General features: G+C 45.1%; 24 protein-coding genes and 1 riboswitch. Of the genes, 7 read left to right on the top strand and 17 right to left on the bottom strand.

What is annotated here, in order from left to right:
* Window positions 1-595: 595 nt before the first annotated feature.
* The gene (gene uvrC, locus J2T20_RS11025; protein ID WP_307588270.1) at window positions 596-2,545 is read right to left on the bottom strand and encodes an excinuclease ABC subunit UvrC; all 1,950 of its coding nucleotides are present in this window, start codon (window positions 2,543-2,545) and stop codon (window positions 596-598) included.
* 139 nt (window positions 2,546-2,684) lie between these two features.
* Entirely contained in the window at window positions 2,685-3,002 is a 318-nt protein-coding gene (gene trxA / locus J2T20_RS11020; RefSeq protein ID WP_307588237.1) for a thioredoxin, read from the bottom strand.
* Window positions 3,003-3,353: 351 nt separating this feature from the next.
* On the opposite strand from trxA, the gene J2T20_RS11015 reads away from it, so the two are divergent.
* The gene (locus J2T20_RS11015; protein ID WP_307588235.1) at window positions 3,354-3,512 is read left to right on the top strand and encodes a YqzM family protein; all 159 of its coding nucleotides are present in this window, start codon (window positions 3,354-3,356) and stop codon (window positions 3,510-3,512) included.
* Window positions 3,513-3,586: 74 nt separating this feature from the next.
* On the opposite strand, the gene dnaI is transcribed toward J2T20_RS11015, so the two are convergent.
* The 3 genes from dnaI to J2T20_RS11000 all read right to left on the bottom strand — a co-directional run bounded on the left by dnaI (window position 3,587) and on the right by J2T20_RS11000 (window position 6,611).
* The gene (gene dnaI, locus J2T20_RS11010) at window positions 3,587-4,540 is read right to left on the bottom strand and encodes a primosomal protein DnaI (protein ID WP_307588233.1); all 954 of its coding nucleotides are present in this window, start codon (window positions 4,538-4,540) and stop codon (window positions 3,587-3,589) included.
* A 17-nt stretch (window positions 4,541-4,557) separates the two neighbouring features.
* Window positions 4,558-6,099 carry a helicase DnaB gene (locus J2T20_RS11005; RefSeq protein ID WP_307588231.1) on the bottom strand — a complete coding sequence of 514 codons (1,542 nt, stop codon included), beginning with the start codon at window positions 6,097-6,099 and terminating at the stop codon, window positions 4,558-4,560.
* Between the two features lie 215 nt (window positions 6,100-6,314).
* Complete coding sequence (locus J2T20_RS11000; RefSeq protein ID WP_307588229.1) at window positions 6,315-6,611, bottom strand: YuiB family protein; 297 nt, start codon at window positions 6,609-6,611, stop codon at window positions 6,315-6,317.
* 409 nt (window positions 6,612-7,020) lie between these two features.
* On the opposite strand from J2T20_RS11000, the gene hemQ reads away from it, so the two are divergent.
* Window positions 7,021-7,773 (top strand): hydrogen peroxide-dependent heme synthase, encoded by a 753-nt coding sequence (gene hemQ, locus J2T20_RS10995; RefSeq protein ID WP_307588227.1) that lies wholly within the window; start codon window positions 7,021-7,023, stop codon window positions 7,771-7,773.
* Window positions 7,774-8,070: 297 nt separating this feature from the next.
* On the opposite strand, the gene J2T20_RS10990 is transcribed toward hemQ, so the two are convergent.
* On the bottom strand, window positions 8,071-8,349 hold the full coding sequence (locus tag J2T20_RS10990) for a hypothetical protein (protein WP_307588226.1): 279 nt from the start codon (window positions 8,347-8,349) through the stop codon (window positions 8,071-8,073).
* Window position 8,350: 1 nt separating this feature from the next.
* A complete protein-coding gene (locus J2T20_RS10985; RefSeq protein WP_036647430.1) occupies window positions 8,351-9,544 on the bottom strand; it encodes an NAD(P)/FAD-dependent oxidoreductase in 1,194 nt (397 codons plus the stop codon).
* A 315-nt stretch (window positions 9,545-9,859) separates the two neighbouring features.
* On the opposite strand from J2T20_RS10985, the gene J2T20_RS10980 reads away from it, so the two are divergent.
* On the top strand, window positions 9,860-10,834 hold the full coding sequence (locus J2T20_RS10980) for an NAD(P)/FAD-dependent oxidoreductase (protein WP_307588269.1): 975 nt from the start codon (window positions 9,860-9,862) through the stop codon (window positions 10,832-10,834).
* 130 nt (window positions 10,835-10,964) lie between these two features.
* Here J2T20_RS10980 and J2T20_RS10975 read toward each other — a convergent pair whose 3' ends face one another.
* Both J2T20_RS10975 and J2T20_RS10970 read right to left on the bottom strand, forming a co-directional pair.
* Entirely contained in the window at window positions 10,965-11,108 is a 144-nt protein-coding gene (locus J2T20_RS10975; protein WP_307588224.1) for a sporulation histidine kinase inhibitor Sda, read from the bottom strand.
* 347 nt (window positions 11,109-11,455) lie between these two features.
* Window positions 11,456-12,118 (bottom strand): YheC/YheD family protein, encoded by a 663-nt coding sequence (locus J2T20_RS10970; RefSeq protein WP_307588222.1) that lies wholly within the window; start codon window positions 12,116-12,118, stop codon window positions 11,456-11,458.
* Between the two features lie 217 nt (window positions 12,119-12,335).
* Here J2T20_RS10970 and J2T20_RS10965 point away from each other — a divergent pair, with 217 nt between their 5' ends.
* A complete protein-coding gene (locus J2T20_RS10965) occupies window positions 12,336-12,545 on the top strand; it encodes a hypothetical protein (protein WP_307588221.1) in 210 nt (69 codons plus the stop codon).
* Window positions 12,546-12,661: 116 nt separating this feature from the next.
* On the opposite strand, the gene J2T20_RS10960 is transcribed toward J2T20_RS10965, so the two are convergent.
* A complete protein-coding gene (locus J2T20_RS10960; protein ID WP_307588220.1) occupies window positions 12,662-13,021 on the bottom strand; it encodes a HesB/IscA family protein in 360 nt (119 codons plus the stop codon).
* A 256-nt stretch (window positions 13,022-13,277) separates the two neighbouring features.
* Between J2T20_RS10960 and mqnE the strand changes: the two genes are divergently transcribed.
* Both mqnE and J2T20_RS10950 read left to right on the top strand, forming a co-directional pair.
* Window positions 13,278-14,384, top strand: coding sequence for an aminofutalosine synthase MqnE (mqnE, locus tag J2T20_RS10955; RefSeq protein WP_307588218.1), 1,107 nt, complete (start codon window positions 13,278-13,280; stop codon window positions 14,382-14,384).
* A 38-nt stretch (window positions 14,385-14,422) separates the two neighbouring features.
* Complete coding sequence (locus J2T20_RS10950; protein WP_307588216.1) at window positions 14,423-15,484, top strand: NAD(P)/FAD-dependent oxidoreductase; 1,062 nt, start codon at window positions 14,423-14,425, stop codon at window positions 15,482-15,484.
* Between the two features lie 10 nt (window positions 15,485-15,494).
* On the opposite strand, the gene J2T20_RS10945 is transcribed toward J2T20_RS10950, so the two are convergent.
* Window positions 15,495-15,749, bottom strand: coding sequence for a YuzB family protein (locus tag J2T20_RS10945; protein ID WP_307588214.1), 255 nt, complete (start codon window positions 15,747-15,749; stop codon window positions 15,495-15,497).
* A gap of 82 nt (window positions 15,750-15,831) precedes the next feature.
* Between J2T20_RS10945 and J2T20_RS10940 the strand changes: the two genes are divergently transcribed.
* A complete protein-coding gene (locus tag J2T20_RS10940; protein WP_036647499.1) occupies window positions 15,832-16,080 on the top strand; it encodes a NifU family protein in 249 nt (82 codons plus the stop codon).
* A gap of 190 nt (window positions 16,081-16,270) precedes the next feature.
* On the opposite strand, the gene J2T20_RS10935 is transcribed toward J2T20_RS10940, so the two are convergent.
* The 6 genes from J2T20_RS10935 to J2T20_RS10910 all read right to left on the bottom strand — a co-directional run bounded on the left by J2T20_RS10935 (window position 16,271) and on the right by J2T20_RS10910 (window position 22,655).
* A complete protein-coding gene (locus J2T20_RS10935) occupies window positions 16,271-17,134 on the bottom strand; it encodes a MetQ/NlpA family ABC transporter substrate-binding protein (RefSeq protein ID WP_307588212.1) in 864 nt (287 codons plus the stop codon).
* Window positions 17,135-17,195: 61 nt separating this feature from the next.
* Window positions 17,196-17,864, bottom strand: coding sequence for a methionine ABC transporter permease (locus tag J2T20_RS10930; RefSeq protein WP_307588210.1), 669 nt, complete (start codon window positions 17,862-17,864; stop codon window positions 17,196-17,198).
* Window positions 17,864-18,880 (bottom strand): methionine ABC transporter ATP-binding protein, encoded by a 1,017-nt coding sequence (locus tag J2T20_RS10925; RefSeq protein ID WP_307588208.1) that lies wholly within the window; start codon window positions 18,878-18,880, stop codon window positions 17,864-17,866. The genes J2T20_RS10930 and J2T20_RS10925 overlap by 1 nt, the downstream gene beginning before the upstream one ends.
* Before the next feature lie 101 nt (window positions 18,881-18,981).
* Window positions 18,982-19,126: riboswitch (SAM riboswitch) on the bottom strand.
* 100 nt (window positions 19,127-19,226) lie between these two features.
* Complete coding sequence (locus tag J2T20_RS10920; protein ID WP_307588206.1) at window positions 19,227-19,946, bottom strand: Cthe_2314 family HEPN domain-containing protein; 720 nt, start codon at window positions 19,944-19,946, stop codon at window positions 19,227-19,229.
* A 23-nt stretch (window positions 19,947-19,969) separates the two neighbouring features.
* Window positions 19,970-21,685, bottom strand: coding sequence for a UbiD family decarboxylase (locus J2T20_RS10915; protein ID WP_307588204.1), 1,716 nt, complete (start codon window positions 21,683-21,685; stop codon window positions 19,970-19,972).
* A gap of 37 nt (window positions 21,686-21,722) precedes the next feature.
* Window positions 21,723-22,655 (bottom strand): COX15/CtaA family protein, encoded by a 933-nt coding sequence (locus J2T20_RS10910; protein ID WP_307588203.1) that lies wholly within the window; start codon window positions 22,653-22,655, stop codon window positions 21,723-21,725.
* Window positions 22,656-22,848: the final 193 nt, after the last annotated feature.

The raw sequence follows: 22,848 nt of genomic DNA, 5'->3' as shown, positions 1-22,848 counted from the left end.
TCTGGCAAACGAGTTGAAATCAAGCTGAATTGTTGTATATAGTGCAGGATTCCAGCCACTTCCGGGGGCTCACGAGCCGAATTGCTGTATAAAGTGCAGGATTCCAGCCACTTTCGGGGGCTCATGAGCCGAATTGTTGTATATAGTGCAGGATTCCAGCCACTTTCGGGGCTCACGAGCCGAATTGCTGTATAAAGTGCAGGATTCCAGCCACTTTCGGGGGCTCATGAGCCGAATTGTTGTATATAGTGCAGGATTCCAGCCACTTTCGGGGCTCACGAGCCGAATTGCCCTTATTTCGGATCCCATGATTAAATGAACGACTATATGGACTGAGGTGCCGCTATCCATTGGGGAACCAATCAATATTTTGCATTTTCAGAAGCAATAACGGATTCTCTGTCCGTATAGACCGGAAATTGGAGTTTTTCGAGGAAATAGCGTCTGCTGTGTCCACTTAGAGGAAAAGTTACTCCAACCCACCAAACTCCTGTTCTTTCCCACCCACCAGTTTTTTAATAATCCCCAACGAAAAAAAGCCAACCGCAAGGGTTGGCCTTCTTTAGATACTTAATAAGTATGAGTCATAACCTATTCACACTGGCTCCTCATCCTTCAATGCCTCAAGGATTTGCCGGGCCAGCTTGTCACCGATGGAAAGAGGACGGAAATCCTCGACTCCAGCTTCTTTAATTTTTTTGAGGGAGCCGAAATGCTTAAGCAGCAACTTACGCCGCTTCTCTCCAATTCCGGGTATAGAGTCCAGCTTGGATGTGATCATGGACTTCCCGCGCTGCTCCCGATGAAAGGTAATAGCAAATCTGTGAACTTCATCTTGAATCCGCTGAAGCAGATAGAACTCTTGACTGTCGCGTGCCAGTGCTACAGGCTCCGGTGGATCGCCTACCAGAAGCTGAGCCGTCTTATGCTTAACATCCTTGACGAGGCCGCAAACCGGAATAAACAGCCCCAGTTCATTCTCCAAGATATCAATTGCCGCAGATATCTGTCCTTTACCTCCGTCGACAACAATAAGATCAGGCATTGGCAGATCCTCTTTCAACACCCGTTCATAGCGGCGACGAATGACTTCTCGCATAGTTTCGTAATCATCAGGTCCTTTAACAGTGCGGACCTTATATTTACGATATTCTTTTCTTGCTGGCTTTCCATCAATAAACACAACCATGGCTGATACAGGATTCGTTCCCTGAATGTTCGAGTTATCGAACGCTTCAATTCGACTGAGCGATTCTAGTCCAAGGCTCTGCCCGAGTCCAAGTGCGGCCCCGGAAGTGCGTTCCTCATCCCGTTCAATAAGTCGAAATTTCTCATCCAGAGCCACACGCCCATTCTGACAAGCCATCCCCACCATTTGCTTCTTGAGTCCGCGCTGAGGAACAAGGACCTTAACCCCAAGCCATTCCTGCAAGGCCGCTGCCCCGCCGAAGGCATCCACGATTCCGGCAGCAGCGGCTTTTTCTGCCGCAGCCGCACGTTCGGCGGCCTCCTCCGGAGACTCCTGCAGTTCTTCTATACCTGCAGCATCTTTTATCGAGACGCTCACTTCTACTTTTTCATCAGCCTTCAGTTCATTCACAGCCCCGCCATCGGGCAGGAAGTCCGGCAGCAATATCTCCTGCGGCACCGCTGGATTGTCGCTATAATACTGAGTTACATAAGACATGAAATCACTGTAAGCCTCTCCATAGAAAGGAAAGGCGGAGGAGTGGCGTTGAATCATTTTGCCCTGTCTCATATAGAGAATTTGCACACACATCCAACCCTTGTCCACCGCGTAGCCGAATACATCACGGTCCTTCGTATCAGGCGTGTTGATATTCTGCTTCTCCATCAAGGCCTCGATATTGAGGATTTGATCCCGGAGCTCTTTTGCCCGTTCGAAATAAAGCTCTTCTGCCGCTTCCTGCATTTTCTTCTGCAGATCCTTCTTGATCGCGTCATGACCACCACCTAGAAAGGCAGCTATACTCTGGGTGATTTCCTCATACGAAGATTTAGGAACCTCCTTCTCACATGGGGCTAGACATTGCCCCATATGATAATACAGGCATACCTCCTTCGGCATCACCCCGCATTTACGGAGTGGATACATCCGGTCAAGCAGCTTCTTAGTCTGGTGAGCCGCATAGGCATTTGGATACGGGCCGAAATATTTTGCTTTATCCTTAATCACACGGCGCGTAACTTCCAGGCGCGGATGTGCTTCATTCGTTATTTTAATATAAGGAAAGGTCTTGTCATCCTTCAACTGCACGTTATAGCGCGGCATATGCTTCTTAATCAGGTTACATTCAAGAATAAGTGCTTCCATATTGCTGGCTGTAACGATGTATTCAAAATCACGGATATCTGCGACAAGCCGCTGAGTTTTGCCATTATGGCTGCCCGTAAAATAAGAACGGACCCGGTTCTTGAGCACCTTAGCTTTACCTACATATATAATAGTGCCTTCTTCATTCTTCATCAGATAACATCCGGCCAAATCGGGCAAAAGTGCCAACTTATTGCGGATATTGTCCATATAGTCCAATTGATTCCCCTCCTAGACCAGCGGATCTCCTGTCTATCACTCTTCATAAGTGATAGCGCACAAAGCGCCTTCGGAAGGTACCGAAGGCGCTTGTGTGACTGGGTCGAAGACCCGAACAGTAGCTTAACAATTATTGGTGTTTAGCAACGATATTCTTCAGGGATTCTTTGGAGTTCAGTCCCACTACCTTATCAACGGGTTGACCGTCTTTAAAGAAGATAAGTGTAGGAATACTCATAACGCCGAAGCGGGATGCCGTTTCCGGATTCTCATCCACATTCAACTTTGCAATTTTCACATCGTCTCCAAGCTCTGCAGACAATTCTTCCAGGATCGGAGCAAGCATTTTACAAGGACCGCACCATGGAGCCCAGAAATCAACTACTACAGTTCCTTGACCTTCCACATCGTTGCTGAAGGATTGATCAGACACGTTCACAATAGCCATGATAGTGTTCCTCCTTAAATTTTGCGAAGCAGATTCGACAGCCTAAGTGTTAGCTTATGAGCGTCGTTCGCTTCGTAATTGTAGTGTATAAAATGTTTCATGTAATATGATAACCAATTTACCATTTACCGACACGCTTTCAGTATAACATATTTTATTCGTATATGTGAAATATCACATACAATTATTTTGTATACCATCTATCTCATTCCGGATCAGGTATTCCTTTACAACCTCAGCCTGATTTCGGTATACTTGAGGAAAGCGCATTAATTGTCAATGACTTAATTCACACGCGTGAAATGCACCTTAAACAATGCAGGGAATTGTACCTGTAAGGAGGCAAAAACTATGGATGTCAACGCGCGCGCAAGCGATCCTCGGGAGCACATTAATGAAGAGCCACGTAACGACTTAGGCGATTTGATGAATGGATTTTTCGGGATGACTGCTTTTATGACGGTATTATTTTTTGGAATGGTTATTGTTAAATTTATTTTTTCGGAGTAGAACAACGAAAATCCGATTCTTCCCCAAGAAGAAATCGGATTTTTGCTGTTTATATATTTTATAATTGCAATTACTTATCGGTTCCCCCGCTGGTTATCCCCATGCAACGGCATTACATCCACAAAAGGAGCAATCCGGTCCATCAATCGTTGACCTTTATATTGTTCTTCCCCATCTTTACTGGTAAAGCTTAAGTGCTTCTCCAGTCCATCAAGCGGATAATTTGAGGTGTAGAAGGTCGGTTTACGGTTCATCCGATAGTTCAAGATAGCCCCAAGGACATGATCGCGGGCCCAAGGATTAAGATTCTCGGCACCAATATCGTCAAAAATAAGCAAATCACAGTTTTTCATTGTATCCACAGTTTCTTTCAGCTTCTGTCCGTCCATCATTATAGATTTCAAATCCTCAACAAAGTCGGGCATATATACAATCACACCGCTATAACCAGCAACAGCAAGCTCATGCAGTAAATAACACATCAAAAAAGTTTTGCCAGTCCCAAAAGAGCCGAACATATACAGTCCGTGGGGAGATAATCCATTCTCCTTGGTATTCTCTATATATCGGAACAGCTGATTGACCGCTGGTGCCCGACGTGGATCCTTGCCCATAATATCAATCTCATCATAACCTTCATTCAAGACCCTCTCATCCACATAAAAGCTGCGAATCCGCTTGCGGATATTGTCCTGGGTATCCTTAGCCACCTGAAGACGGCAGGCCGTCTTTCGCTCATACAGTTCTGGAGAGCCGCTGACGGTCTCCACAGTCAACTTGCTATAATGGCCTTGAAAGTCATTCGGGCATTTATCAAGTCCAGGACAGTTGGTGCAATTACGGTTTTCCTCTACATATTGGTAGAGGCGGCTTAAATGAAGCCGCAATCGCGTGTCGTCCAGCTCCGGATGCTCCGCCTGCAACTGTTTTACCAAAGGGTTACCCAGCAGCCTCTGCTCCAGATCACGGGATCGCTGACGCAGAGCAGGATTGTTCATCGAACGCAACACTTCACCCATAGACTCCATTGTTCCACCTCCTTATCTTAGGTTGCATCAGGTACACCTTTCTTTTTGCCGGCCTTAATTTCAGCGGCCTTCTTCATCATCACTGCGAATTCTTCAGCCGATACAGCCCCGGCTTGTCCATCATCCACGGCAATCTGAATTTCCGGCTTACCCGAGCGGCCTCCGTTCTTAGGATAGGAACGCGGACGGGCGGCTGCTTTATCAGCTGACCCTGCGGTTCCTTTACCTTTTACCTTCGATTGATCCCGGATGTAACGCACCGCTTTCTCATATGTATTGACCTGCTTAACCAACATATTGGAAGCGATCGCCTCTACAAAATTACGATTCATGCGCTGATCTCCACCTGAAGCAACCATAGTCATCAAATAATGTATAAGTACATTAATGACTTCGCCGGACAACTTATAGTTCAGATCAATCTTTTCAAACATATCCATCAACTGTCCCGGAACCGCCCCTGGGAAAAAAGTCTGAAGCAGGCGTGTATACGGTTCATTCCGCAGCATCATATTATATTGGTGAACGTCACATTTGGATAAAAATTGCGGAGGCACTTCAACATAATATTCCATCTCCACAGATTGCTCCGGAGATACCATCGGTTCATCCTTGTCTTCACCAGAATTAGCCCGGATCGAGATCACCTTAGCAGCAGCGATTTCGCGTTTTTCCTGACGTTTCATGTCCTGACGGAAATGCTGGCTTGCTTTGTGCTGCAGCTCATCGAGAATGACCTCCCCATCCGGCGAGAATATTCCATCCTCATCAAGCAACCGGCAAACATCCTGCGGGCTCAGTTTATATTTACGTGCCACATAATTAATAACACCCATCTGGTTATGATCAAAGCGCAGTTTCTCCACATGCATCCGGTTCACGGATTCACGGGGAAAACGCAGAATAATATCACTGTACCCTATAGCCGGTTCACCGGCCTCACGTAGACCTGGTTGGCGGCTAGTAGCCACTTCAGCCAATGCCTGCTCCAATTCATAATCAATTACATGTGTATTCAACTGAAAAATATCATAAAAGGGCAGGGATATATTTTCTTTGCCGATAGATCTATGACTCCACTCCTCCGGCTCACGGTTCCAGAACTGCTCTCGCAGTGATAAGACTGCAAACTTGCCGATCTTGTCCCGTAAAAGGAGGGTTAAATGTTGTGTTGCAAAAAAATCAGCCGGCGACAGCGGCGGCATCAGTTCATATTCGTACATATAATCATCGGTTTCCTGTACATAGATACGACAGGTCTGTAGCAGTCCTACCGCTTCCAGCCGGGAAGCTTGATCAATTAAACTCTTGCGGCCTTTCTCATTCGGCTCAATACCCAAAGTCATAAACAAGCGGCGTTGCTGCTCCACCCCGGAGTAGCCGATACTTTCTGCTGGTACATGCTCAAACAACAGACGGTATAGACTGATGGCGAACGCTCCCACCATGGGCTGATATACGGAACCCAACATACGCACATCAATAGCACTAAGACCGAATTCGCGGGAAACGCAGTACCGATGATGTTCGGTAAAATGATGTAAATTGCTCATATGCATCTGCGGATATCTCCCCCTTGTTTTCACGAATTCATATAGATTTCTATTCTATCATAAAATGACCGAGCGGAAATGTGGAAAAAAGTCCAATTTCGACTCTTTCCGTCATTTTAACAACCCCTGCTTCCAGCTATCTCTAGTTAACGTTAATTTAGCTCCAGAAATGAAAAAAACGGCACTCAGGTACGAGAGCCGATCTTTTCCATTCCGATCTATTAAAACATCTTGTAGCCGCCAATACGCAGCTTATGAATCGTCCAACCGCTAAGTACCGCACCTGCAAGTCCAAATAAACCCGTGATATAATCCACCAATCGGAAAGATGACAGATGCTCCCACAGGGTCATTGCACTTCGATCCCATATAGAGTAAACCACCACCGGTAGGATAACTAGGACGAACAAATAAGCGGGAAACCAGGTTGTCTTCATTAACATGTTAAGGATAAAGCCAATACCGAACATCATAACAAAAAATAGAACGGCGAGAACAAATACAGGAATAAATCCCATCTACCGACTTCACCCCTCTCTGTGAGAAAACGCACACATTTCACAAGATAGTAGTAAGTTTACTAGAAAAATTATTTCGAAGCAATGAACATTTATCAAAATGAAGCCTGTCTTCGTTTGCTCTCGACAACTCGCATGAGATACAATGCTTATAGGATAAATGGGTTCATACATAGGCGTATGCTTCGTAAAACTAAGTGTATGCTTTCGAAGCCAGTTTTACTACGGAGCTATCCTACGGGGCTTATGCTTCGTAAAACTAAGTGTATGCTTTCGAAGCCAGTTTTACTACGGAGCTATCCTACGGGGCTTATGCTTCGTAATACTAAGCGTATGCTTTCGAAGCCAGTTTTACTACGGAGCTATCCTACGGGGCTTATGCTTCGTAAAACTTTTAAGGAGTGAGAACATGAACGAAGCCGCTTTGACACTGGAAGGCTGGTACGCCTTACATGATTTCCGCTCTCTGAATTGGACTGCCTGGACGGCGGCCGATGATGAAGAGCGCGCCGTTGCTATGGATGAATTAAATGCTTTTATACAAGAGTGGGGCCCGGTTGAGGAAGCCAAAGAAGGCAGTTCCACCATGTACTCTATTGTGGGTCAGAAAGCTGATTTTGTAATGATGCACCTGCGCGAAAGCCTGGAAGAGCTCAATAAACTTGAGACCGCATTCAACAAAACAGCCTTTGCCCGGTTTACACTTAAAGCTTATTCGTATGTAAGTATTGTAGAACTCAGCAACTATGCAGCAGGTGGCGGTGACGGTGGAGACCCGATGCAGAATCCGCATGTCATTGCCCGCCTGAAGCCAGTTTTGCCGAAAGCAAATCATATTTGCTTCTACCCTATGAATAAAAAACGCGAGCTCGCCGACAACTGGTATATGCTTGATATGGCCAAACGGCGCGAGCTTATGCACTCACATGGTCTAATCGGTCGCGGTTACGCCGGTAAAGTTAAACAGATCATCAGCGGCTCCGTGGGCTTAGATGATTGGGAGTGGGGAGTAACCCTATTCGCCGAAGACGCCCTTCAGTTTAAAAAGTTAGTGTACGAAATGCGTTTTGACGAGGTTAGTGCCCGCTATGGAGAATTCGGATCCTTTTATGTCGGTAATCTGCTGACACCGGAGTCTTTTGAAGAAATGCTAAAGCTGTAATTCACAACGCCGATACCTGTTATATTGGGTACCGGCGTTTTACTTTTTTAAAGATAAATTTCGATTCTCCCAGAAGGAGAACGAATTAACACCTTTTAAGTTGATACACAGTACGGCAGACACTAAATCCTGCACTTTGTACAGCATTTCTGCTCATACTGCCCCGATGAGACCCCAAATCCTGCACAATGTACATCATTTCAGCTCGTTGTACTCCAAAAATGTTCCCCCAAAAATACAGCAAGGGTATCCCAGCAGCCTTAGTCTGCTTGTGGGACACCCTCGTTAACATACATCTTAGAAATTCTCGTCCTCGTCCTCGTTCTCGTCTTCAATACTGTCCTCATTCTTCAGGCTTTCCAGATATTCAGCCGTCGCCCGATCGCGGGCCCGCCCTTTATCCTTCAGCCTTTCGATAGCTGGGAGTATAAGAAGATCAATTTCCTTTTGTACCGTGTAAGCCAAGTCGTAGCGGTTCTGATCCTCCAAGAAGGATCCCACTTCGATCAGGCCGTTATACCGATCCAGCTCATCCCTCGTTAGCAATCCACGAACTTGAACGCTGCAATGACGCATCCTATAGGAATCTGCCTTTTTTCAGTACTAACGGAATTCCGCCAATAATGAACAAGTAGCGCATATCTACAACTTTCTTTAACTGAGCTGCAGTCCAGCCCTTATAAGTCTTATCTCCAACGACAGCAATGCCTTGACCTTTGCCAAGTGAAGCAACCGTTCCCTTATTGCTAAAGGAGAATTTCTTCGGCTGCTGGTTACGGATAGAAGCTACGAGATTGTGCGCGCAGCATTCTCCCTGTTGCATCGCGATTTGTGCCGTTGGGGGATAAGGGCGTCCTTCCGGATTAATCATCAAAGAGCCATCGCCGATGATGAAGATATTCTCATGTCCTGGAGCATGCAGATATTCATCCACTTTCACACGACCGCGCATAGCTTCGAAACCCGCTGCCTCGATTAGTCGATTACCACGGATACCGCCCGTCCAGACGATAGTGGAAGCTTTGATTTCTTCACCGGTCGCCAGAATAACTCCACCAGGCAGACATTCCTTGATAGCTACTCCCATCTTAAAGGTAACGCCTTTCTTCGTAAGTACGTTCATCGCATGCTCAACCAGTTCCGGTGCAAAACCCGGAAGCGCTGTTGGTGCAGCTTCTATGTTATAAATGTTAACTAGACTAGGATCTACATCAAATTCCTTACAGAGACCTGGAATCCGGTCAGCCAATTCCGCAACGAACTCAATCCCGCTAAATCCCGCGCCGCCCACTACAAAATTGATATGTTCCTGGGCATTGTTTTCATTCTTGTACTTAGCAAATTGATATTCAATATGCTCACGAATCAGACGAACCGAATTGATACTGCGGATCGTCAATGCATACTTATCCAGTCCTGGGATACCGAAAGTCTCCGGTACACCTCCAAGAGCAATAACTAGATAATCGTATGAGAGTGTTCCATCTTCTAAAATAACCTTTTTCTGCTGGGTGCGGATTTCTTGTACCGATGATTTAACCAAATCAATTTTGAATTCATCAATTAGTTTGGAGATAGATACCCGCGTGTGTTCGATGCTATCCGTTCCCGCAGCAGGCATATGCAAATGGGTTGTAAAATAGTGATACTCATGGCGGTTAACCAACGTAACGTCCGCTTCATTATAATTTAGTGCTTTTTGTAAACGTTGGGCGGTCAAAATTCCTCCATATCCCGCGCCTAGGATTACAATTTTGGGAATACTGCTCATGTTCCGGCTCCTTCCAACAAGTGAATCTGTCTATGTGTTATTTTTTGTAAATCTTTTTGTGAATTTATACACTTAACCTTAGAATAAATTCCAATAAAACTTAAGGTAATTTGAAAATAATCATATACATTGTAAACCTTAGTCCACTTTTAATCAAATATATTGATATAAAAAATCCTGATAATTTCTGGTATCGTAAACTCTTTGCAGGGCGGTGTCACTATGTTTATAATAAGTAGGTAATCCAGTATGGCAAATTGAATATATCAACTCGGAGGTGTAAATTCTGTGGCACTAGAGCAACCCGGCATTCCTATGAGCGACCTGCTTATTATTGGCGGTGGTCCGGCTGGCATGTTTGCAGCCTTTTACGGCGGAATGCGTCAGGCGTCCGTAACACTCATTGAAAGTATGCCCCAACTCGGAGGACAACTTGCTGCTCTCTATCCTGAAAAATATATCTATGATGTAGCAGGCTTTCCCAAAATAACCGCTCAAGAACTGGTAGATAACCTTTCACGTCAAATGGATCTGTTCCAATCTGACGTTAGGCTTGAAGAAAAAGTCGTATCTGTCGAGAAAAGGGACGAACGCCATTTTATCGTTACCACAGATAAGGCCGAGTATCACTCCAAGGCGATTATTATTACTGCAGGTGTTGGAGCATTTGAACCACGCCGATTGGATTTGCCTGAAGCCGGACGCTTCGAGAAAGCAAATTTACATTATTTTGTAAGCGATCTAAATGCGTTTAAAGATAAAAAGGTCTTGATTAGCGGCGGCGGAGATTCCGCAGTCGATTGGGCGCTTATGCTGGAGCCGATTGCCGAACAAGTCACACTGATTCATCGCCGTGACAAATTCCGTGCCCATGAGCATAGTGTAGAGAACCTTATGGCTTCTAAAGTAAATGTGATTACACCTTCGGAAATTACCGAGCTGCATGGTGATGAATTTATTACAAAGGTAACCCTTTCACATATCAAAACCAAAGAAACTCAAGAAATTGATGTGGACAGTGTTATCGTCAATTTTGGATTCGTTTCCTCGCTCGGACCTATTGCTGAATGGGGAATCAACATTGAAAGCAACTCTATTGTGGTTGATTCCCGCATGGAGACAAATATCCCGGGGATTTATGCTGCAGGTGATATCACTACATATCCAGGTAAACTTAAGCTGATTGCCGTTGGATTTGGCGAAGCGCCTACTGCAGTTAATAATGCCAAGGTTTATATTGATCCCGAAGCTAAGCTTTCTCCGGGCCACAGCAGCAACATGAAGCTTTAATTCTAAGGTTGTGTACAAAATAAAAGGGTATCCAAACGGGCTTATTTAGAAGACAACCCGTCAGGATACCCTATTTTGTACATACAGCGGTTTAATTTATGTAGTTAACTCGAGGTTAACTTAATGTATATCAATGAAGTACCGCGTGGGTTGGAGAGTGTAAGTTCCGTTTGCGAATTTCAACGAGTAACAGAGCGATGAAATCATGCTCAAGTTGCAGTTCTATCGCTCTATGGTAAGAGTCTAGAAGCATCTCATCTGATAATTCAACCATAACGTTCACCTACCTTTCCTTTATTTGGATCTGAATCTATCATATCAAACTATCAAATTTCGAACAAGCGTTCTCATTATCCACAAGCGTTTGTGGAGATCCTGTGTATAATATGTTAGTAAGCCCTATTATCGCTATAGCAGCACAGGGTAATATGGGGATAATAGTTATACACAGGATTGAATCTTAAGATTTATTTCAAAATATTTCTTATAATGGCCACATAATTTTCCATATTCGCAGTCATAACTAACAAATGATACTAATAATTATTCACCGGAAATTAACACGACTAACCGATTCTATAACACTACTACTATTATCGTCAATTCTTAAAAATTGCTTAATTATTGGGGTCTTGTATTTACTTCCAGTATCCAAATTTTTCCTCTTAAATCCACTGCATAATCAAAACCCAGCTCTCCTACTCCCGGAAAGTGCCGCTCCATTAAATTAATACAGACTAGGGTTAGACGGCGCATTTCCGCTTTTTTAGCTGATGTATTAACCTTAGGCAGGGATTTCCTGAGTCCTTCACGACAACTAAGCATAGTTCCCCCCTTACATAGATTGGTAACGAATAGTCCGGGACGGGCCAATCGTCCAACCATGGAACGAAACTCCCATCCTTCACCGACTTTTACGACTTTCACGCGATAATCAATTGGACGGCCTGCAATTCTGGCTAGGGAAATCCCCTGTTGAATTAAATATTTCCGTTTCACTCTCACCACATTTAGAGCATGTTTCATTGAGGTGAAATCACGATATATCCTTGTCGTATCCATATAAGTGAAACCATACTGGCCCTGATTCCGAAAAACTTTAATGACCCCGTACCCTCCGCCGCCTACCACAGGTTTGATCACTACATTTCCATATTGGCTCAGCATCGTCAGCAGTGCCGCTTCACTATATCCCCTTGTTCTCGGAATGTAACCGGCTACCCGTGAATCGCTGAGCAGCGCTTCGGTTTTCAGCCACTTGCTGGCCAGTTGTCTTCCCGCCATCGTCCTCCCGCTCCTTTCGTTGTGAAGCCTACCCTATACATTACTCAGAAGATGCATTGCTCTCCTGTATGATTGTCCGTGTAAGAAGGCGCTCCCACTAAAAAGGGCGATTACGTTGTGTATCTTTTCAAACCCTCCTATGTATCGTATAGTTAACGTAGTGTAGGCATATCGAACGATGATATCAAGAAGATTATCCTATAGGGAGGCACTCAAAGTGGCACAATTTTTCGAGGTTTTGTACTGGGTAGCCATGGTCGGAATGTCTGTCGTTTTGGCAGGTACTACTCTGCTCGTCTGCGCACTTGGCTTCAAATTCATTAAAGACCGCCGCAGAATCCTTGGTGCATCCTGCATTGCTTTTTCGCTCGGGGCCGGTGCATTAATCGTATTCATGATCAATTATAAGTTTATAATTGCTGCATAATTATCTTGTATTAAAATTAAAAATGCCCGTCTCGTGAATTACGAGACGGGCATTTTTAATGTAGTCAATCAAAGAGTGCCGTAGGATTCCTGAATCCTATGTCCTAAAAGAACTCCTTAACAAGGCTCCTCATTAGGCTTCCCTGCATCTTCTTTCGTCCGGAAGCTTGATCCACAGCCGCAGGTGGCGGTGGCGTTCGGGTTGTTGATGGTGAAGCCGCCGGTCATGCCGGATTCTTCAAAGTCGATTTCAAGACCGTCCAGATAGCGCAGATTTTCTTTCTCCACTACTACCTTCAGCCCTTCAATATCCATATATACGTCTTGCTCGCTTTCGTTATCATCGAATCCCATTGCGTAGGAGAAACCGCTGCATCCGCCGGGAGATACTCCAAGACGAAGGAACATATTAGGCGTTTCTTGTTCAGCCAGCATGGTTTTTAGTTGTTCAGCAGCCGTTTCACTGATATTTATCATAGTCTTATCCTCCTTAAAAGTGTAGCGATCACATGCTTATCCAATGACCTTCCGGTCAAAAGTTATTATATATATTAAATTCAGTATACTCCACTCTTCCCCTTCCCTCAAGTCACAACTGCCTCTTAAGAGGTTGGCTCCCAATTGTTGTGTGGTCTGCGCTGTTGCTCACCTTCTGAGAGAGGTTTATAATAGGGAAAGCGACAAGGCGTAAAAATTCGGAATTTTGTCACGTAATACTTTCAGGAGGAATCATATGTCTACTCTAATAACACCCCAGACAGATGCCAAGATGGCAGCCATTATTGAGAAAGTCCGCAGTGGCAAAAGATTAAATTTAGAAGATGGCGTTTATTTATATGAGAGTAATGACCTGTTGACGATTGGCCAGCTGGCTAATGAGGTCAATCTTCGAAAGAACGGGAATAAAGTATATTTTATCGAAAACATGAGTTTGTATTTCACGAATGTGTGTGAATCTCACTGCGCATTCTGCAATTTCCGCAAGGATGACGGTGAAGAAGGCGCATATACGCTTTCAGGTCAGGAAATGGTGCAATATGTCGAACAGCATATTCATCCCGGTGTGCGCGAGTTTCATATTGTTGGAGGCCATAACGATAAGGTTCCCTTCCAATACTATGTTGATTCGCTCAAAGCATTAAGTGAACGTTTCCCCGACGTAACTTTAAAAGCTTACACCGCGGCAGAAATCGACTTTTTCACCCGGATCAGCGGGCTGAATATTCGCGAAGTACTCGAACAGCTGCGTGCAGCAGGGTTAAAGACTCTTACAGGCGGCGGTGCAGAAATTCTGTCCGACCAATATCGTCAAAAAATGCGCGTCGATAAAGCAAACGTTGAAGAATATCTTGAGGTCCACCGGACAGCGCATAATCTGGGGATGAGAACACATACGACAATGCTCTACGGCTCCATTGAATCCAGAGAAGACCGTATTAAGCATATGCTTCAAATTCGTGATTTGCAGGATGAAACCAATGGTTTCATGGTATTTATCCCTTTGTCTATGCAGCCTAAGAATAAAAATGCCGGCATTATGCGCCGTAACTCCGCTTATGAGGATCTCAAAACGATTGCGGTCAGCCGTTTAATGTTAGACAATTTCGACCATATTAAAGCTTACTTCATTAATATCGGAGCACAGCTTACTCAGGTTGCTCTCAGCTTTGGTGCGTCTGACGTACACGGCACGATTCTAAAGGAACGTATTAGCCATGCAGCCGGTGCATTAACACCGGAAGGCCTCACCCGCGATGAACTGATCTGGCTGGTGAAGGGGGCGGGGCGGATTCCCGTAGAACGTGATACCTTCTATAACGAAATTAAAGTATACGAATAATCGACTGTAATGCCATATTCGAAAGGAAGATCGGTAAGATGAGAACATTGCTCGTCCTCGGCGGCGGTTACGGCGGCCTAGCCCTCATCCAAGAATTAATAGATCACCATCTCCCCCATGACGTGGAAATTGTCTTAGTGGATCGAATGCCCTATCAGGGAATAAAAACAGAATATTATGCTCTGGCCGCAGGAACCGTAACGGACTGCCACCTCCGTATCCAGTTTCCGGCACATCCCCGTCTTACTGTCCGTTATGGCGAAGTAGGATCTATTGATTTGGAGAGCAGGCTGGTTTTTCTGGAGACCGGTGAGCCGATATCTTATGATATTCTGGCCATTGCTTTGGGATGTACGGATAATTACCATAACATTCCTGGCGCAGATCAATATACCTGTAGTATTCAGACGTTCTCCGGTACTAGGGAAACGTACCGTCGTCTGAACGACGTCAGACCCTATGGTACGGTTAATATTGTAGGAGGAGGGTTAAGCGGTGTAGAACTGGCTGCAGAGCTGCGTGAAAGCCGTCCTGACCTGAATATCTCTATCTTGGACCGTGGAGAACGTGTCTTATCTTCTTTCCCGGCAAAGCTCTCGCAATACGTTGAGGAATGGTTCAGCGAACATCAGGTGGAAACCCTCGGGGGAATTTCTGTTTCTCATGTAGAGAAAGATGCTATCTATAATGGCAAGCAGGCGATTGCTTCTGACATTACCGTGTGGACCGCAGGCATTCAGCCTGTTCAGGTTGTTCAAAAGCTTGAACTTGCCAAAGATCGCGGTGGACGAATTATTCTGGGCGAATATTATCAGGTGCCTGATTATCCGGAGGTTTATGTGATTGGAGATTGTGCCAGCCTGCCGTTTGCCCCCAGCGCACAAGCCGCTGGGGCACAGGGTGAGCAGGTTGCACAAGTAATACGAGCTCTGTGGCGTAATGAGACACCCAAGTTGCACCCGATCCGCTTAAAAGGAACCCTAGGCTCATTGGGTAAGAACTCTGGCTTCGGGCAAATGGGTCAGCGTTCCGTAATGGGACGAGTTCCGCGTATTCTAAAAAGCGGTGTGTTATGGATGTCCAAACGCCACTTTGGATAAAATATAGACTTCAATCGAGATCAAGGTTGTCCCAGGCTTCCAGTTCCTTAATCTTGGTGTTGATGGCTTCTTCCAGCTCTTCAGGGGAGTCGGCTTCAATAATTTCACCATTGAGCATGGCGAACGGCGACAAGTAACATTGACCGCAATTATTAAGGCAGCCATATTCAATAACATCGTAATCCGGATTTTGCTCAAGCTTATGCATTAACTTATCTGTGCCGTTCCCTAGGTTACTGGCACAAAATTCAATAATTGGTCTCATGTTGATCTCCCTATTCTGTCCAAACCATTTTATTTTTTAACTTTTTGTACTATAATGAACTTACGAAAGGAGTGATTGAGAAATGAGTGAGAATACACAAAGCACCACCATGTATGATGAAGTGCTGGAAGTACTCGATAAGCTTCGTCCCTTCCTGCAACGCGATGGTGGAGACGTCGAACTGATCGATGTGGAAGACGGCATCGTTAAGTTGAAATTGATGGGTGCCTGCGGTAGCTGCCCAAGCTCCACAATTACGTTAAAAGCCGGGATTGAACGCGCCCTTGTTGAAGAAGTAGAAGGCGTAGAAGAAGTTGTTCAAGTATTCTAATCCCGCCCATATAAACCATCCCGGTTCTTCTGTTTTCAGAAGGCCGGGATTTTTTTGTTCTCAGCAGCCAAATAACTATAAGCCATTATAGAGGATATTATGTGTAATATCAAAAAACGGCAAGTCCCCGCTAACCTGGAGACTTGCCGTTTTACGAATATACTGAATTTATTTTTTATTACAAGTAAGATTAAAATGCTGGAATAATAGCACCTTCATACTTCTCTTCAATAAATTTCTTAGCTTCCGGAGAAGTCAATGCAGCAACCAATTTCTTGATCGCATCGGAATCTTTATTGTCTGGGCGTGTCACCAAGATGTTAGCATATGGTGAATCTCCGCCTTCGATGAACAGGGCATCTTTGGTAGGAACCAGTTTAGCCTCAAGTGCAAAGTTAGTATTGATTAGAGCCAGATCAACTTCATCCAATTGGCGTGGAAGCATTGCTGCATCCAATTCAATAATTTCAAGGTTTTTCTTATTTTCTGTAATATCAGCTTTTGTTGAAGTGATGTTCGTATCGTCCTTCAAAGTAATCAGACCATTTTTAGCAAGAAGAATCAATGCGCGTCCACCGTTAGTAGCATCGTTAGGAATAGCTACCTTTGCACCGTCAGCCAGTTCATCAATGGATTTGATTTTTTTGGAATAAGCACCAAATGGCTCAACGTGTACGCTAGCTACGGATACCAGATCCGTGCCATTGTTCTTGTTTTGGTCGTCAAGGTAAGGTTGGTGTTGGAAGAAGTTGGCATCCAGTTGCTTCTCAGCTAGTTGTACGTTAGGTTGTACATAATCCGTGAACTCTTTAATTTCAAGCTTGATGCCTTGAGCTTCAAGCAAAGGTGCAATAGCCTTCAATATTTCAGCATGCGGTACTGGAGAAGCTCCAACTACCAAGGTAACGGGTTCCGCAGCAGGTTCAGTTGTAGCATCAGCCGTAGGAGCATTGGTTGCAGCCGAGTTGGCAGCATTATTAGCATTGTTATTACCGCAAGCCGCCAATACCACGATCAGTGTCAGGCTAAAAAAAGTCAGCAATAGTTTTTTCATTTGTAAATCCCCCTCAAACAGTATGGTTTTTTGTGAATAAGGATATCTATGTGGATGTACCTTATTTCCTTGAGAAATGCTTCACCAATCGGTCCCCAGCCATTTGCAGCAATTGCACCAGCAGAACCATAAGCGCTACAGAGATAATCATAACTTCCTTCTCGTAACGGTAGTAACCATAACGAATTGCCAAGTCACCTAGGCCGCCACCCCCGACCATACCGGACATTGCCGTATATGCCACCAAAGTTACCACTGTAATAGTAACTCCTGATAATAGGCCTGGACGAGCTTCTGGCAAAAGAACCCGTGTAACGATTTGCGTTGTGGATGCACCCATTCCCTGAGCGGCTTCTATGACTCCTCTGTCTACTTCCCGAAGGGCTGTCTCCACAAGGCGGGCAAAGAAAGGTGCAGCGCCCACAACAAGCGGTGGAATCGTGCCCAATACTCCGATGGAAGTACCTACGATGGATTTCGTAAAAGGGATTAATGCGACCATTAAGATAATAAAAGGAACGGAACGCAGGATGTTCACAAGGAACGATAAGACTGAATAAATGACCCCTACAACGGGCTGTGAGGATCGTCCCCATAAATATAGCACAATTCCGAGTGGTAAACCAAGAATAATTGTGAAGATTGCGGAACTCCCTAGCATTTTCAAGGTATCAAAGGTAGCTTGGAGCATTTCATCCCAGTTTACAGTGGAAAAATTCAGGCTTGCCATCAATCCATCACCTCCACATCAAGGCCCTCGGCCAGTAATTTGCTAATCGTCTCTTGGATGGCTTCAGAAGGACCCTCAAAACGAACGATCAGTTGACCGTAAGGTACATCTTTTATGGTAGAGATTGTACCTTGTAATATTGCGAAAATAACACCGGTCTCCTTCACAACGTTAGAAAGAGTGGATTCATACGTTTTTTGACCCAGGAAGGTAATCTTCACTGCTTTAGACGACTCCGGGTGAGGTGCATTAATGGCAGCCCGCAGCGGTCCGTCATTTTGTGTCTCACTGCGAATGAATTCTCTTGTGATCTCATGCTTAGGCTTCAGGAAAACCTCAGTCACATCCCCCTGCTCCACGATCCCTCCGCCATGTATGACAGCAACACGGTCGCAAATACTCTGGATCACATGCATTTCGTGAGTAATCAGAACAATGGTTAGATTGAACCGTTGATTAATATCCAGCAAAAGTCTCAGGATGGAATCGGTTGTCTGCGGATCAAGCGCCGAAGTCGCTTCATCACACAGCAGCACATCAGGATCGCTGGCTAATGCCCGGGCAACACCTACCCGTTGCTTCTGTCCCCCTGATAGCTGTGCCGGATACTTATTCCAGTGATCCTCAAGTCCCACAAGCTTAAGCAGTTCTCTAACCTTGCTCTGAATGGACTCTTGGGATGCCCCTGTGAGACGGAGCGGGAATGCGATATTATCAAAAACCGTTGCCGAGGATAGCAGATTGAAATGCTGAAAAATCATCCCGATCTTACGCCGCTTCTGCTGCAGCTGTCCTTGGGTAAGCTTTGTGAGGTCAATGCCATCTACCCAGACCTCGCCTTTTGTAGGACGTTCCAACAAATTTATGCAGCGAATCAATGTGCTTTTGCCGGCGCCGGAGTGGCCGATGACTCCAAATATCTCGCCTTTTTTAATAGATAAGTTCAGTTGTGAGAGTGCGGTAGCTGCCTTCTTGCCTTTTCCGTATACCTTAGTTAAACCTTTAAGCTCTATCATTTTGCCGTCCCTCCTTATATAAATGATTATTTACATACAAAAAAACCTCTTACTGATCCTTTGCAGATCATAAGAGGCCCTGTGCGCGTATTTACAATGCCGTCTCATCTGCCAAAGGCCGCTACATTCATGCGGCATTGTAGGAATTAGCACCATGACATTCACATTCCGTGTCCAAAAGAACACTTAGTATAAATCGGTTGCCGGGCTTCATCGGGCCTATCCCTCCGCCGCTCTCGATAAGATATAAGTATTTAGTTGAGTGATTACTGTAATGCAAGTAAGTATAGAATATTATCAAGTTTTTTGTCAAAGAAAATCTTTGGAAATATTTCATTGCTTGATTTCAGTGACGACTGACATCCTTGCGCCACTGCTCAAGACTGTATTGGTATGCGGCTGTAAGCGATTTGCAAACCATGTTAAGTCCTTGCCTCAAGTCCTCCAGATGTGCATCCAAATCCTCAAGCTTCACCTTGTCGTTCAATCCTTTGTGGCGCTGCCATAGATCATCCTCCATCTCAGAATTCATATAATGAATTTCCGAATTCCGGCGTTTTCTAAGGTTCTGCAACGGAACATGGTAAGCATCTTTTATTCTATCTAATTTCGCAATTAAACTCACATACTCATTAGTTATATGGAATTGGCGCAGTACTGTAAAATAGGAAAAATGAGGTTTTACTTTATTGGTTTTCAGGTCATACATGGTGTTCAATACAATCCCAAGCTTATCCAGCAGCGAGAACACGCGGATAAATCCGTTTTTATAAAAATAAACATACCGTGCGTATTCTCCCTGCTCTGTCACAGGCATATCGTCCAAATTTTCGGTATTCACAGACCTCCGAAAAAAGGACGCTGCGAACCAGCTTTGCTCAAGTTCATCCAGTGACGAAATCAGCCCCCGTGTCCAAATCTCCAACTGGCGGTAGACATGATCCCGATCCTGATTGCTCTTCATTTCCTTACGCAGCAGTGCTGCCATCTGTGACATATTATCCATAGCCTCACCTAATAATCCGCTATTTACGCGGGGAGGCTCACCCAGTAAAATCCGCAGCATACATTTCCTCCTCAAACAACCTCTTAAGCCGTAGGGAAATAGTTCTTCCAATTTTGATTGACCCGCTCGACAGTATCCTCACTTGGGAACATCTCGTCTGGATACCCCGGCTTCTTACGCGCATCAATCACAATAGGCAGCTTATAGCCAATATGATGATTGACCACCTCTGACTCCGCGTAAATATCCGTAGTAGGATTGAAATGAGTGAATACAGACCAGAGAAATGACGCCTGTGTTTTCACTGTTTCGGCAGTATTATCCACAAGAATGACTAGCGGCCACGATGTATCCTTGTCACGAAGAGCGGCTACCAGACGCTGGGGTAATGTTGGGTCTTCCTCATAGGATGCCCCTGAAGCAGTAAGACAGCCGCCGCAATAAGGCCGTACATCATGTATGCCCGGAATCACTCCCTCATCATAAGCACGCGGAAGGTCACGGATCGGGCTACCCACTCCGATCATAAGTCCCTTACTGCCTGGATTCATTTTCGCACCTTTATACTCATCATAAGATGTTTGGTTGAAAATCAATAGGTCGCCCGCTGGGTTAAAGCGTTCCAGCACAGTCTCCAATAGCTTCGGAAAATCAGATAGCTCTACCGGTTCATTTGTAAGCAGCAAAAATTGTGTCCGGGACAGCTGACCTTCTCCTAGAATTCGGAATGCCGCCGCAAGGGCTTCCCGCGAGTAACTTTCATGAACTACAGCCGAGGACACAGATTGCGAGCCCGGTTCCGAATACGTCCATAATGAACGGATTGAAGGCATCACCAGCGGATACGTCGGAGACAGGAGCCGTTGTAAAAAATCTCCCAGATAGTGGTCCTCCTGACGAGGTTTGCTTAAAATCGTTGCCGGATAGATGGCATCCTTACGATGCCACGTCCGTTGAATATGCATTACGGAATAATCTTCCTCATTGGGCGGAACCAGACCTCGGATAGCAAATTCAGCCTCTGCGGGAATACGGTGCCCACCCATCGGATCTTTGACTAACGGGAGCCTTCCACCTAACATCATTGAAGCGAAAAGCAGTTCTGGAATCCGTTCCGGTACAGGAGCGATAGCTGCAGCCATCAACGCCGGAGGACCGCCAATAAAGACAGATACCGGAAGAGCTTCTCCGCGCAGTTTGGCTTCATGATGGTGGAATCCGCCGCCCGTTTGAGTATGCCAAAAAAGATTGGCTGTATTATCATCCTGTATTCGCACTCGATACATTCCCAAACTAGGATTATTTGAGTGATTTATACTTTCCGTGTATACAAGCGGAAGTTCAACAAAGGGGCCAGCGTCAACCTGCCAGGTAGTAATACGGGGAAGCACCTTCAAAGGATCCTTATTATGGCAAATACCCAGTACAGGTGCTTCTCCTTGCGATACATTTTTGGTGCCTACCTTTAGCAAATCAAACAGCATGCCTTTCTCTTTCCATAGACCGCTTAAAGTGGGCGGATGCAAATTTTCACAAGCATTCATTAGAGATTTCATCAATTGCTCTGGACGCGGTCCGAATGCCTTTTCTACCCTTCTGACCGTCCCAAATAAATTCGTGACGATGGGAAACGGCGTTCCCTTTACTTGGGTAAACAGCAAGGCTGGCCCTTCATTCTGGACGACTCTGCGGTGAATCTCTGCAAGCTCCAAATGAGGGTCCACGGGTGTGTCAATGACGGCAAGATCCTTATCCTTCCGTAATTGTTCTATCCATTGACGTAAATTACCGTATCCCAATATTGTACCTCCCCAAAACCGGCTCTATCCTTCTGAATTAATCTCTCCGATTACTCAGCTGCCATACACGTACACTCATGTAACTTAGCACACCGAACAACCCGGCAATCAGTAATATGTGGGCTAATGCCGCAAATATGTAGAGCCGATCGTTATATAACGTAAACACAACAGCTGCACCGCTAAAAACCTGTAACAGACATAATAATACAGCGGATACCCCCAGATTCTGCAGTTCTCTATTCCCTTTGTGTTTCCAAAAGGCCAAATGACCAAGAATAGCTGTAAGAATAAATAGAAGCGCTGCTGCAATCCGATGTACAAATACGATGCCTACGCCACCCGATAACTCGGGAATCCATTCACCGTTACATAGAGGCCAACCCGAGCAGCCCCCACGGGAATCTGTATGACTCACATAAGCCCCAATGTAGACAACTATGTAAGAATATGACGCAGTAATCCACGTTAAGTTGCGGAAGCCCCTGCTAACGGGCTGACCTTCATCTACTGTAGCGCCGGTTTTTTCAGCTTCATAACGTCTTTTGGACCCGAGGGCAAGCATTAGTGAGGAAGCAAACGCAATTAAAGAAAAGCCCATGTGTAGCGCCATTACGGCCGCAGATTGCGATTTCACAACCGCAAGCGCTCCCATACCTCCTTGGACTACTACAAATAGCAGTGTCATGAATGCATAGGTCAATAAATCACGTCGATTTCGGGCATATCTCCAGAAGGCAATCATCGAAGCAAGTGATAACAAACCTGCCAATCCACTGAATAAACGGTGTGTATATTCGATCAAGGACCCCAAAGTATAAGCCGGAACAAGCTTCCCGTTACAAAGTGGCCATTCATTTCCGCATTCCAATCCCGACCCTGTCTTTGTCACGACTACTCCCCCAACTAATGCCAGAAACATGACAAGACAAGTTGTATAACTAAGCCATTTTAATTGATTTGTTGACAATGATATCACCCGCAGTATCTAAGAAATGAAGGACATGGTAAAGATACTTTAACCTATGACAAGAAGAAACGGCTGCGCCGTCCTTAATGGGACGGCACCCGTTTCTCGTAGAAATATAAGCAAAGTATGGTGGAAACTTATACTTTCTTATATTTTGAAAAAAACACCGCTTCAGCTCAAAGGGGCAAAAGCG

Origin of the sequence: Paenibacillus wynnii (genome assembly GCF_030812855.1) — a bacterium.
GTDB classification, from domain to species: Bacteria; Bacillota; Bacilli; order Paenibacillales; family Paenibacillaceae; genus Paenibacillus_AQ; species Paenibacillus_AQ wynnii_A.
The sequence above is the reverse complement of the archived record's forward strand: the minus strand, read 5'-3'. Positions and strand labels throughout refer to the sequence as shown.

Coding starts and splice junctions, on each gene's coding strand:
- J2T20_RS10985 (WP_036647430.1), bottom strand. CDS start 9,544: ATGAGCAGTATTCCCAAAATTGTAATCCTAGGCGCGGGATATGGAGGA.
- J2T20_RS10980 (WP_307588269.1), top strand. CDS start 9,860: ATGAGCGACCTGCTTATTATTGGCGGTGGTCCGGCTGGCATGTTTGCA.
- J2T20_RS11000 (WP_307588229.1), bottom strand. CDS start 6,611: ATGGGATTTATTCCTGTATTTGTTCTCGCCGTTCTATTTTTTGTTATG.
- mqnE (WP_307588218.1), top strand. CDS start 13,278: ATGTCTACTCTAATAACACCCCAGACAGATGCCAAGATGGCAGCCATT.
- hemQ (WP_307588227.1), top strand. CDS start 7,021: ATGAACGAAGCCGCTTTGACACTGGAAGGCTGGTACGCCTTACATGAT.
- trxA (WP_307588237.1), bottom strand. CDS start 3,002: ATGGCTATTGTGAACGTGTCTGATCAATCCTTCAGCAACGATGTGGAA.
- J2T20_RS11015 (WP_307588235.1), top strand. CDS start 3,354: ATGGATGTCAACGCGCGCGCAAGCGATCCTCGGGAGCACATTAATGAA.
- J2T20_RS10975 (WP_307588224.1), bottom strand. CDS start 11,108: ATGGTTGAATTATCAGATGAGATGCTTCTAGACTCTTACCATAGAGCG.
- J2T20_RS10970 (WP_307588222.1), bottom strand. CDS start 12,118: ATGGCGGGAAGACAACTGGCCAGCAAGTGGCTGAAAACCGAAGCGCTG.
- J2T20_RS10925 (WP_307588208.1), bottom strand. CDS start 18,880: ATGATAGAGCTTAAAGGTTTAACTAAGGTATACGGAAAAGGCAAGAAG.
- J2T20_RS10945 (WP_307588214.1), bottom strand. CDS start 15,749: ATGAGACCAATTATTGAATTTTGTGCCAGTAACCTAGGGAACGGCACA.
- J2T20_RS11005 (WP_307588231.1), bottom strand. CDS start 6,099: ATGCATATGAGCAATTTACATCATTTTACCGAACATCATCGGTACTGC.
- J2T20_RS10960 (WP_307588220.1), bottom strand. CDS start 13,021: ATGATAAATATCAGTGAAACGGCTGCTGAACAACTAAAAACCATGCTG.
- uvrC (WP_307588270.1), bottom strand. CDS start 2,545: ATGGACAATATCCGCAATAAGTTGGCACTTTTGCCCGATTTGGCCGGA.
- J2T20_RS10935 (WP_307588212.1), bottom strand. CDS start 17,134: ATGAAAAAACTATTGCTGACTTTTTTTAGCCTGACACTGATCGTGGTA.
- J2T20_RS10990 (WP_307588226.1), bottom strand. CDS start 8,349: ATGCGTCATTGCAGCGTTCAAGTTCGTGGATTGCTAACGAGGGATGAG.
- J2T20_RS10940 (WP_036647499.1), top strand. CDS start 15,832: ATGAGTGAGAATACACAAAGCACCACCATGTATGATGAAGTGCTGGAA.
- dnaI (WP_307588233.1), bottom strand. CDS start 4,540: ATGGAGTCTATGGGTGAAGTGTTGCGTTCGATGAACAATCCTGCTCTG.
- J2T20_RS10950 (WP_307588216.1), top strand. CDS start 14,423: ATGAGAACATTGCTCGTCCTCGGCGGCGGTTACGGCGGCCTAGCCCTC.
- J2T20_RS10920 (WP_307588206.1), bottom strand. CDS start 19,946: ATGCTGCGGATTTTACTGGGTGAGCCTCCCCGCGTAAATAGCGGATTA.
- J2T20_RS10930 (WP_307588210.1), bottom strand. CDS start 17,864: ATGGCAAGCCTGAATTTTTCCACTGTAAACTGGGATGAAATGCTCCAA.